The sequence below is a fragment of the Cupriavidus sp. HPC(L) genome (assembly GCF_000307735.3).
Lineage (GTDB): Bacteria > Pseudomonadota > Gammaproteobacteria > Burkholderiales > Burkholderiaceae > Cupriavidus.
On sequence record NZ_AMPR02000117.1, the window covers coordinates 1 to 8,815 of the forward strand.

At 68.4% G+C, this 8,815-nt stretch carries 8 protein-coding genes; 1 reads left to right on the forward strand and 7 read right to left on the reverse strand.

Annotated features, from left to right (window positions below; all coding sequences use genetic code 11):
- Nucleotides 1–73: 73 nt before the first annotated feature.
- Together B551_RS08950 and B551_RS08955 are read right to left on the reverse strand one after the other, a co-directional pair.
- Nucleotides 74–1,297, reverse strand: coding sequence for a PepSY domain-containing protein (locus B551_RS08950; RefSeq protein ID WP_006577800.1), 1,224 nt, complete (start codon nt 1,295–1,297; stop codon nt 74–76).
- 69 nt (nt 1,298–1,366) lie between these two features.
- A complete protein-coding gene (locus B551_RS08955; protein ID WP_253281337.1) occupies nt 1,367–2,248 on the reverse strand; it encodes an AraC family transcriptional regulator in 882 nt (293 codons plus the stop codon).
- Here B551_RS08955 and B551_RS08960 point away from each other — a divergent pair.
- Nucleotides 2,235–2,939 carry a cyclopropane-fatty-acyl-phospholipid synthase family protein gene (locus B551_RS08960; RefSeq protein ID WP_006577798.1) on the forward strand — a complete coding sequence of 235 codons (705 nt, stop codon included), beginning with the start codon at nt 2,235–2,237 and terminating at the stop codon, nt 2,937–2,939. The two genes, B551_RS08955 and B551_RS08960, sit on opposite strands and share 14 nt — an antisense overlap.
- Nucleotides 2,940–2,963: 24 nt before the next feature.
- Here B551_RS08960 and B551_RS08965 read toward each other — a convergent pair whose 3' ends face one another.
- From B551_RS08965 to B551_RS08985, 5 genes are all read right to left on the reverse strand, one after another.
- Nucleotides 2,964–3,950, reverse strand: coding sequence for a tripartite tricarboxylate transporter substrate binding protein (locus tag B551_RS08965; protein WP_023263922.1), 987 nt, complete (start codon nt 3,948–3,950; stop codon nt 2,964–2,966).
- Between the two features lie 223 nt (nt 3,951–4,173).
- Nucleotides 4,174–5,679 (reverse strand): aldehyde dehydrogenase, encoded by a 1,506-nt coding sequence (locus B551_RS08970; RefSeq protein WP_023263923.1) that lies wholly within the window; start codon nt 5,677–5,679, stop codon nt 4,174–4,176.
- Nucleotides 5,676–6,596 (reverse strand): DMT family transporter, encoded by a 921-nt coding sequence (locus B551_RS08975; RefSeq protein WP_023263924.1) that lies wholly within the window; start codon nt 6,594–6,596, stop codon nt 5,676–5,678. Before B551_RS08975 ends, B551_RS08970 begins: the two co-directional genes overlap by 4 nt.
- The gene (locus B551_RS08980) at nt 6,593–7,849 is read right to left on the reverse strand and encodes a Zn-dependent hydrolase (RefSeq protein WP_006577795.1); all 1,257 of its coding nucleotides are present in this window, start codon (nt 7,847–7,849) and stop codon (nt 6,593–6,595) included. Before B551_RS08980 ends, B551_RS08975 begins: the two co-directional genes overlap by 4 nt.
- A gap of 24 nt (nt 7,850–7,873) precedes the next feature.
- Nucleotides 7,874–8,815, reverse strand: a 942-nt coding sequence (locus B551_RS08985) for a histone deacetylase family protein (protein ID WP_023263925.1), incomplete at its 5' end; no start/stop codon positions are given.

Here is an 8,815-nt window from a genome sequence, read left to right on the forward strand (position 1 = left end):
CTGGGCGGCGGGCTGGCAGCGCGTGCCCGCCGACGGGCCACTGCGGCTCCGCGCTAGGCAAGCCGCGATCGGCTCAGGCGCCCAGCTCCACGGCAGGCGTCGAGCCCGTCTGCCGCAAACCCGCCGCCGCGCGACGCCCGGCCCGCTTGCGCACCCAGATCACCACGCCGGTCACGCACAGCATCGCCACCACCAGCCCCATCAGCGAAATCAGCACGCGCCCCGGCAGGCCGAGGATGCGGCCGGAATGCAGCGGGAATTGCGCCTGCAGGAACAGGTCGCCGGCGCTGCCGGTGCCCGGGATGCTGCCGCCCGCCGGCGCCAGCGTCCTGCCGTCGAAGTACAGCCAGTTGTTGCCCAGGCCGCCGTCGCCATGGTCGTTGCCGGCCTCGAAGAAGCCGACGCCATAGAGGCCGTACGGCGACGAGTAGAAGATGCCGCCGGCCGGCTCTGGCCAGCCGCGGCGCGTCCCTTCAGCCCGCGCCGCGGCGAGCACCTGCTCGCGCGTGACCGCCGGCTCGTGCGGCTGGTCCAGCGGGCGCGGCGTGCGCTTGTCGAATTCGTTGGGACTCAGCGGCGACAGCTTGGCCACCAGCGGCCGCATCACCTGCGTCTCCAGGTTCATCGAGATCGACGTCACGGCCAGCAGCAACAGCAGGCCCCACAACCAGACCGCGCCCGATCGATGCAGGTCGAAGTTCAGCGCATAGCCGCCCTTGCGCCAGCGGAAGGCGAACGACTTGCGCCATGCGGCACGATTCGGGAACGACAGCCACAGCGCGATCAGGCAATCCAGCGCCCACGCCATCGCGATCAGCCCCATGAACCATTTGCCCAGCTCGATGCCCCAGCCGTCGGGAATATGCATCGTGTAGTGAAGCTTGTAGAGGAAGGGCAGCAGGTTTTCGCGTGACAGCGAGATCGCGCCCCACATCCGGCGCGCCTGGATCTCGCCGGTGACCGGGTCGACCGCGATCTGGTTGAAGCCCAGGTCGAAGGGCTTGCCGGTGGCCGGATCGATCCGCCCCTCGACGAACATCGTCAATGCATGGCCCGGCTCGATCTCCAGCGGCGTATAGCTGATGCGCAGCCGCGGATCGGCCTGCTCGATATGGCGCGCCAGCTCCAGCGCCGGCATCGGCACGCCTTCGGTGCGCGCCTGGAACAGCTGCGGATTGAGCCATTCGTCGAGCTCGTGATCCCACGAGATGATGGCGCCGGTCAGGCCCGAGATGAACAGGAAGATGGCGGCGGCAAGGCCGAACCAGCGGTGCAGCCGGACGAGAAGAGAGCGCATGGGGGTCAGAGGGGACATGGTTCCTCTGGCATTGACGAATCACGGCGCGGCATCGGAACCGAGCCATGTTCAATCGGCCTGCGCGCTAGCCTTGACGGTGACCGGCGCATACCCGTACTGACGGGAAAAGGCGCGCGAGAATGCAGCGGCACTGCCGAATCCAGCGCGGCTGGCGACCGCCTTGACGCTATGTCCCAGGGCAAGCTGGGCCCGGCCGAAAGCCAGGCGCCACGAAGTCAGGTAATCGGCCGGCGTGGTGCCGACGGTCCGGGCGAACTGTGCAACGAAATGGCTGCGCGACATGCCGGCGATACGGGCCAGATCGTCGGTGCGCCACTGTCGCGCCGGCTCGTCATGCATGGCGACCAGGCACGGATGGAGCCTCGGGTGGGCCAGGCCAGCCAGCAGGCCCGCATTGACGGTGCCCATTGCGATCGCACGGCGCATCGCGAGCACCACGATGATCTCGCAAAGCCGGTCCTTGACGGTCGGACTGCCGCAGCTGCAGTCCTCCACTTCAGCGACGAACAGTTCCGCCAGGCCCCGCATGTCCGGCCGCTCGGCCAGCGGGAACACCAGTTCGTCGGGCAAGGCGCCGACCAGAGGATTGGTCGCGCCGCCGAAATCCACGGCCGCGGCGGCCAGAACCGCGCCGTCGGTATGGCAAGGCGTTCCGCCCGAAGCGCGGAAGACAAGATGCGTGGGAACGCCAATACCGCCGTCGGCATCGTCAGCATCGCCGATGACATACAGCCCGGCGAGCGTCCCACCTGTCCCCGCATCCGCGCCCGCAACAGCCCGCAGGCCGAACGCCCGCAGGAAGGCAGCCAATCGATCATGTTTTGCTTCGCGCACCGGCATTTCGATCATCTCTTTGTCCGAAAGGATGATCGATCTTATGCCAGACTTGGCCGATCGCAATACAGGAACAAGAACGATGACTGCCGACACCGCCGCCAAATTCGATCCCTTGCGCGCTGCCGAATACGAGAGACAGAGCCGGATCGCGCTCGCCGGCTACGACGCCTGCCATGAACTGGCCGCCTGCATGCTGACCGCCGCGCTTGGTCCCAGGTCGAGCGCCACCGTGCTGGTGGCGGGCGCCGGCGGTACCGGCAACGAGATCGTGGTCGCCGGCGCGCTCGAGCCGAACTGGCGCTTCGTCGCGGTCGATCCCTCGCAGCCGATGCTGGATCTCGCGCTGGCCCGAGTCCGCGAGGCCGGCCTGCTGGGGCGTACCGAGCCGGTGCTCGGCGTGGTCGCCGACCTGCCGGCCGAGGTCCGCTTCGACGCCGCGACGCTGATCGGCGTGCTGCACCACCTGCCGGGCGACGAAGCCAAGCAGGCGATTCTTCGCGACATTGCCCAGCGCCTGAAGCCGGGCGCGCCGCTGGTCCTTGCCGGCAACCGCTACGCCTATGCCTCGCGGCCGCTGCTGATGGCCGCGTGGGGGCAGCGCTGGCGCATGAACGGCGCCAGCGAGGAAGAGGTTCGCATCAAGCAAGGCAAGATCCTGCAGGGTGCGGATCCGCCGCAATCCGACGAGGCCGTCGCCACGCTGCTGTCCGACGCTGGCTTCGAGAAGCCCGAGCCGTTCTTCTCGAGCCTGTTCTGGGGAGCCTGGATGGCGCGACGGGCCTGACTCCGCCGGCGGCAACGCGATGCCTTACTGCAGTGTCAGCCCCGACTGCCTGACCAGCTTTTCGGTACGCGGGATCTCTGCTTCAACCATCGCACGGAAATCGGCCACGCTGCCGCCGCGCGGCTCGGCGCCCGTCGCGGCCAGCTTGTCGCGGAAGGCAGCGTCCAGCAGATGCCGGTTGATCGAGGCATTGAGCTTGCCCACGATGTCCGCCGGCGTTCCCTTGGGCGCGACGATGCCGTACCACGGCGCGATGTCGTAGCCGGGATAGCCCTGCTCCGCGATGGTCGGCACATCGGGCGCCATCGCCGAGCGTTTGGCGTTCGACACGCCGAGCGCCCTCAGTTTCCCGGCCTTGACGTAGGGCAACCCCGTCATGATGGTGTCGAAGTACATCGACACCTGGCCCGACAGCAGGGCCGGAATCGCTTCCCCCGCGCCCTTGTACGGCACGTGCACGATGTCGATGCCGGCCATCGCCTTGAGCATTTCCCCGGCCATGTGCGAGGTGGTGCCGGCACCGAACGACGCATAGGTCAGCTTGCCCGGATTGGCCTTGGCGTAGGCGACCATTTCGGGCAGCGTCCTGAACGGCAGCGACGGATGCGACAGCAGGATATTCGGCGTATAGGCCACCACCGCCACCTTCTCGAAGGCGTCCGGGTCGTAGCTCAACTTCTTGTAGAGAAAGCGGTTGGTCACCATCGAGGCGGGTCCCGACATCAGCAGCGTATAGCCGTCGCCCGGCGCGCGGGCCACTGCCTCGCTGCCGATCATCGCGGCGGCGCCGGGCTTGTTTTCGATCACGAAGCTCTGGCCATATTCTTTGGCCAGGGCCTGGCCAAGCTGGCGCGTGATCAGGTCGGTAGCGGCGCCGGCGTTGAACGGCACCACGATCCTGACCGGCTGACGGGGCCATGCGGAATCGGCATGACTCCACGACGATGCGGCAAGGATGGCAAGCGCGGTGACGGCAAGGCAGGCGCGAAGAAGACGGGAACGTAGTGGCATCGACAGACCTCTTTGAGCGAAGGAAATGCACCCGCTCGGCGGCGGGCGACGCGCAGTTCATCGCAACTGCCGTGCCACGAGAAAGCGCGCAAAATACGCCGAAAACCACCGCGATGTGGACGCATGTCTCCCGCCGGCGCCATCGGCATGACGCCAGTCCGCTCGTTGCACCACGGTGCACCAATCCGGTCGGTTCGGGCTCACCGTCCGGGGGCAAACGCCGCTACACCAGGCTGATCCAGGTCGTCTTCAGATCGGTGTATTTGTCCAGCGCATGCAGCGACTTATCGCGGCCCGAGCCCGACTGCTTGACACCGCCGAATGGCACCGTGATATCGCCGTCCATATAGCAGTTGACCCATACCAACCCGGCCCGCAGCTGCCGCGACACGCGATGCGCGCGTGCCAGGTTGGCCGTCCACAGGCCCGAGCCGAGACCGTAGGGCGAGTCGTTGGCCATGCGCAGCGCCTCTTCCTCGGTGCCGAACACGGTGACCGCCAGCACCGGCCCGAAAATTTCCTCGCGCACGATCGACAGCGATTGCGCCGGACACTCGAAGATCGTCGGCTGCAGGAAGTAGCCGCCGGTTTCCGCGCGCACGCGTTGGCCGCCCAGCCGCAGCCGCGCGCCTTCGCGCTGGCCCGCGGCGACATACGACATCACGCGGTCGAGCTGGCGCGCATCGACGATCGCGCCCATCGCCGACGACGGATTGAGCGGATCGCCGGGTTGCATGCCGGCGGCGCAGGCCTCGAGCTTCGCCATGAACGCGTCGTAGATGCCCCGCTGCACGTACAGCCGCGAGCCGGCGATGCAGATCTCTCCCTGGTTGTTGAAGATGCCGATCGCCGCGGCCTGCGCCGCGCGGTCCAGGTCAGGGCAGTCGTCGAAGACGATATGCGGCGACTTGCCGCCGCATTCGAGCCAGACCCGCTTCAGGTTCGATTGGCCCGCATATTCCAGGAAGCGCTTGCCGGTGGCGGTCGAGCCGGTGAACGCGATGCAGTCCACGTCGGCATGCCGGCCCAGCGCCTGCCCCGCCTGCGCGCCCAACCCCGGCACCACGTTGAACACGCCGGCCGGAATGCCGGCCTCCTCGGCCAGTGCGGCCAGACGCAGCGCGCTCAAAGGCGACTGCTCGGCGGGCTTGAGCACCACGCTGTTGCCGGCGGCCAGCGCGGGCGCGACCTTCCAGCTTGCCATCAGCAGCGGATAGTTCCACGGCACCACCGCCGCGACCACCCCCAGCGGCTCGCGCGTGATCGTGGCAAGCACGTTGGCATCGGTCGGCGCGATCTCGTCGTAGATCTTGTCGATCGCCTCCGCATACCACGCGTAGGTGCGCGCCGATTCGGGAATGTCGTACAGCAGCGTGTCGGCGATCGGCTTGCCCATGTCCAGCGTTTCGAGCAACGCCAGTTCCTCGCGATGCGCATCGATCAGCGCCGCCAGCCGCAGCAGCGTGGCCTTGCGCTCGCGGCGCGGCATGGCCGCCCAGAGGCCCTGCTCGAAGGCCCTGCGGGCCGCGGCGACCGCGCGGTCCACGTCGGCCTCGCCGCATGCCGCCACCTTCGCCAGCACGTTGCCGGTGGCCGGATCGATGCTGTCGAAGGTGGCGCCATCGGCGGCGTCGGTCCATCGGCCGCCGATATAGGCCTGTCCGCGCAGGTTCGGGACGATCGACTGCGCGCGTTGCCGCCAGTAGGCCAGGTCGTGAAGCTCGCTCATGAGGGTTGCCTCGAATCTAGGGAGGAAGGAGAAACCGGTGCCGCGGCGCGCGCGGGCAGCGTCAGCGACAACCCGGCGCCGACGATCAGCGCGATGCCGCCCATGGCAAGCGCGTCGGGCCAGCGGCCGAACCACCAGGCGCTGTAGACCAGCGCCAGCAGCAGATGGCAATAGTTCAGCGGCGCCAGCGTGGAAGCCGGCGCGCGCTGCAGCGCCAGGATCAGCAGCACCTGGGCCAGCGCGCTCATGAAGCCCATGGCGAGGATCGTCAGCCAGTCGACGAGATCCGGCCACACCGCAGGCAGGAAGAACGGCGCCGGCAAGCCGGTGGCGATCATGCAGATGATCGCCGCGAAGCCGTACTGCACCGTTGCATCGACCTTTCCGGCCATGCGCCGGGTCAGCAGTTGCAGCAGCGCGTAGCCGAGCATGGCCGCCACCATCAGCGCCGTGCCGATCCACGACAACTGGCCGCCGGGGCGCACGATCAACAGCATGCCGGCGAATCCCGTTGCCACCGCCAGCCACTGTCGCGCTCCGACGCGCTCGGCCAGCAACCACGGCGACAGCGCCACCACGACCAGCGGCGCCATGAAATAGATCGCCGTCGCTTCTGCCAGCGGCATCCACAGCAGCGCGGTCATGAAGCAGGTACCCATGACCGCCAGCATCAGACCCCGCAACACCAGCAAGCCGCGATGGGGCGTGCGCCAGAAGCGCAGGCGGCCCGCGTTCGCCAGCATCGCGATGGCAACGGTGCAGGTGGCCGCATAACGTACCGCATTGAGGAAGGGCGCAGGATAGCGCCCCACCAGGTGCTTGGCGGTCGCATCGACGGTGGCGAACAACATCACGACGCACAGGAACAGCAGCCCGCCGCGCCACCAGCCGCTTTCGCGGCCCAGGCCGGCGTTCACGCGCCCGCCCGCGCCACCATCGCGCCGAGCAGCACGTTGGCGCCCGCCTCCAGATGCTCGGGCCTGGCGTCCTCGATCTCGTTGTGGCTGATGCCGTCCTTGCAGGGCACGAAGATCATCGCCGTCGGCGCGACGCTGGCCATGTAGACCGCGTCATGACCGGCGCCGGTCACGATGTCCTGATGCCGGTAGCCGCACGCCTCGGCTTCGTTGCGCACGTCGGCGACCAGCTCGGCGGCGAACGGCGTCGGCGGGAAATACTGCACGTCGCGCACGTCGACTTCCAGCGGCGTGCCGGCGCTGGTGCCAGGGATGGTACCGGCGGCCAATGCCGCGCAGGCCGCGCGAAAGCGCGCATCCATCTCGGCCAGCCGCGCCGCATCCTCGTGGCGCAGGTCCACGGTAAAGGTCACGGCGCCGGGAATCACGTTGCGCGAGGCCGGATGGACATTGACCACGCCGACGGTGCCGCGGCCATGCGGCGCGAAATCGTTGGCGATGCGCACCACTTCCTGCATCAGGAAGGTGGCGCCATACAACGCATCGCGCCGCAGCGGCATCGGCGTCGGGCCCGCATGCGCCTCCATGCCGGTCACCGTCACGTCGTACCAGCGCAGGCCCAGCGAGCCGGTCACCACGCCGATCACGTTGTCCGCGGCCTCGAGGATCGGGCCCTGTTCGATATGGGCCTCGAAATAGGCGGCGACCTGACGGCCGCCGACCTCCGCGCTGCCGGCATAGCCGATCGCCCGCAGCTCGTCTTCGACGCGCTTGCCGTCGCGGTCCGTCGCGTCCAGCGCCGTCCGCAGCGGGAAGATCCCGGCGAACACGCCGGAACCCATCATCACCGGCACGAAGCGCGTGCCTTCTTCATTGGTCCAGATCGCGACCTCGAGCGGCGCCTCGGTCTGGATGCCGCGATCGTTCAGCGTGCGTATCACCTCCAGCCCGGCCAGCACCCCGAAACAGCCGTCGAACTTGCCGCCGGTCGGCTGCGTATCGATATGGCTGCCGGTCATCACCGGCGGCAGCGCGTCATTGCGGCCGGCACGGCGGCCGAAGATATTGCCGACCTTGTCGACCGTCACGGTCAGGCCGGCCTCGCGCATCCAGCCGGTCACCAGGTCGCGCCCCTGACCGTCCAGCTCGGTCAGCGCCAGCCGCGCGTTGCCGCCCTTGGGCGTCGCGCCGATGCGCGCCAGCGCCATCAGCGAATCCCACAGGCGCTGGCCGTCGATCTTCAATGTCGTCATTCTGTTCTCCTTGGGCAACGGTACTCAGGCCATCGCCGGCGCGAAGCCCGACAGGAAGGCGTCCAGCGCGGGGCCGATGGCCTCGACCTCGTAGCCGCCCTCCTGCACCACGACCGTCGGCACGCCCAGCGCATGGATGCGCTCGCCGATGCCGCGGTAGCCGTCCATGCCGACGGCCAGCACGCTGATGGGGTCGTCCACATAGGTATCGAAGCCGAGCGACAGCACCAGCGCCTGCGGCCGGTAGTCGCGCAACGCGTCGAGCGCGCTGTCGAGCGCGGCCAGGAAGCCGGCGTCGCCGGTGCCGTGCGGCAGCGGGAAGTTCAGGTTGTAGCCGTAGCCGGCGCCGTAGCCGCGTTCGTTGGCATAGCCCGTATAGAACGGGTAGTAGCCGGCGGGGTCGGCATGCAGCGAGATCGTCATCACGTCCGAGCGCTGGTAGAAGATCTGCTGCGTGCCGTCGCCGTGATGCGCGTCGACATCGAGCACCGCGACCTTGCCGAAACGCTTGAGCAGCCCCTGCGCGGCGATCGCGGCGTTGTTGACGTAGCAGAAGCCGCCGGCACGGTCGCTATGCGCGTGGTGGCCCGAAGGCCGGCACAGCGCGTACGCCATGCCGCCATCCGGCTGTTCGCAGACATAGTCCGCCGCCGCCACCGCGCTGTGTGCCGAGCGCAGGATCGACCGCCAGCTTTGCGGGCCGAGCGGGCAGCTCAGGTCGCCCAGGTAATAGCCCGCCTGCGCGATCACCGAGTCGGTCGGGCAATCGGGCCGGCGGTTCTGCTCGAGTTTGCCGTTGTGGTACGGGGACAGATTGGGCAGCACCTCGATGCCGGGTTCGAAGCCGGGGCGCGCCAGCGCCTGCCAGCGGTCGTAGGCTTCGCACAGGAAATCGAGATAGGCGGCGCTGTGCACCGTTTCCAGCGGCGCGCGGCCGTAGTCCGGCGCGGCGGCCAGATCGATGCC

Bases quoted from the DNA above. Each gene is read 5' to 3' on its own strand.
- B551_RS08950 (WP_006577800.1), bottom strand. From the start codon at position 1,297: ATGCGCTCTCTTCTCGTCCGGCTGCACCGCTGGTTCGGCCTTGCCGCC.
- B551_RS08965 (WP_023263922.1), bottom strand. From the start codon at position 3,950: ATGCCACTACGTTCCCGTCTTCTTCGCGCCTGCCTTGCCGTCACCGCG.
- B551_RS08970 (WP_023263923.1), bottom strand. From the start codon at position 5,679: ATGAGCGAGCTTCACGACCTGGCCTACTGGCGGCAACGCGCGCAGTCG.
- B551_RS08980 (WP_006577795.1), bottom strand. From the start codon at position 7,849: ATGACGACATTGAAGATCGACGGCCAGCGCCTGTGGGATTCGCTGATG.
- B551_RS08960 (WP_006577798.1), top strand. From the start codon at position 2,235: ATGACTGCCGACACCGCCGCCAAATTCGATCCCTTGCGCGCTGCCGAA.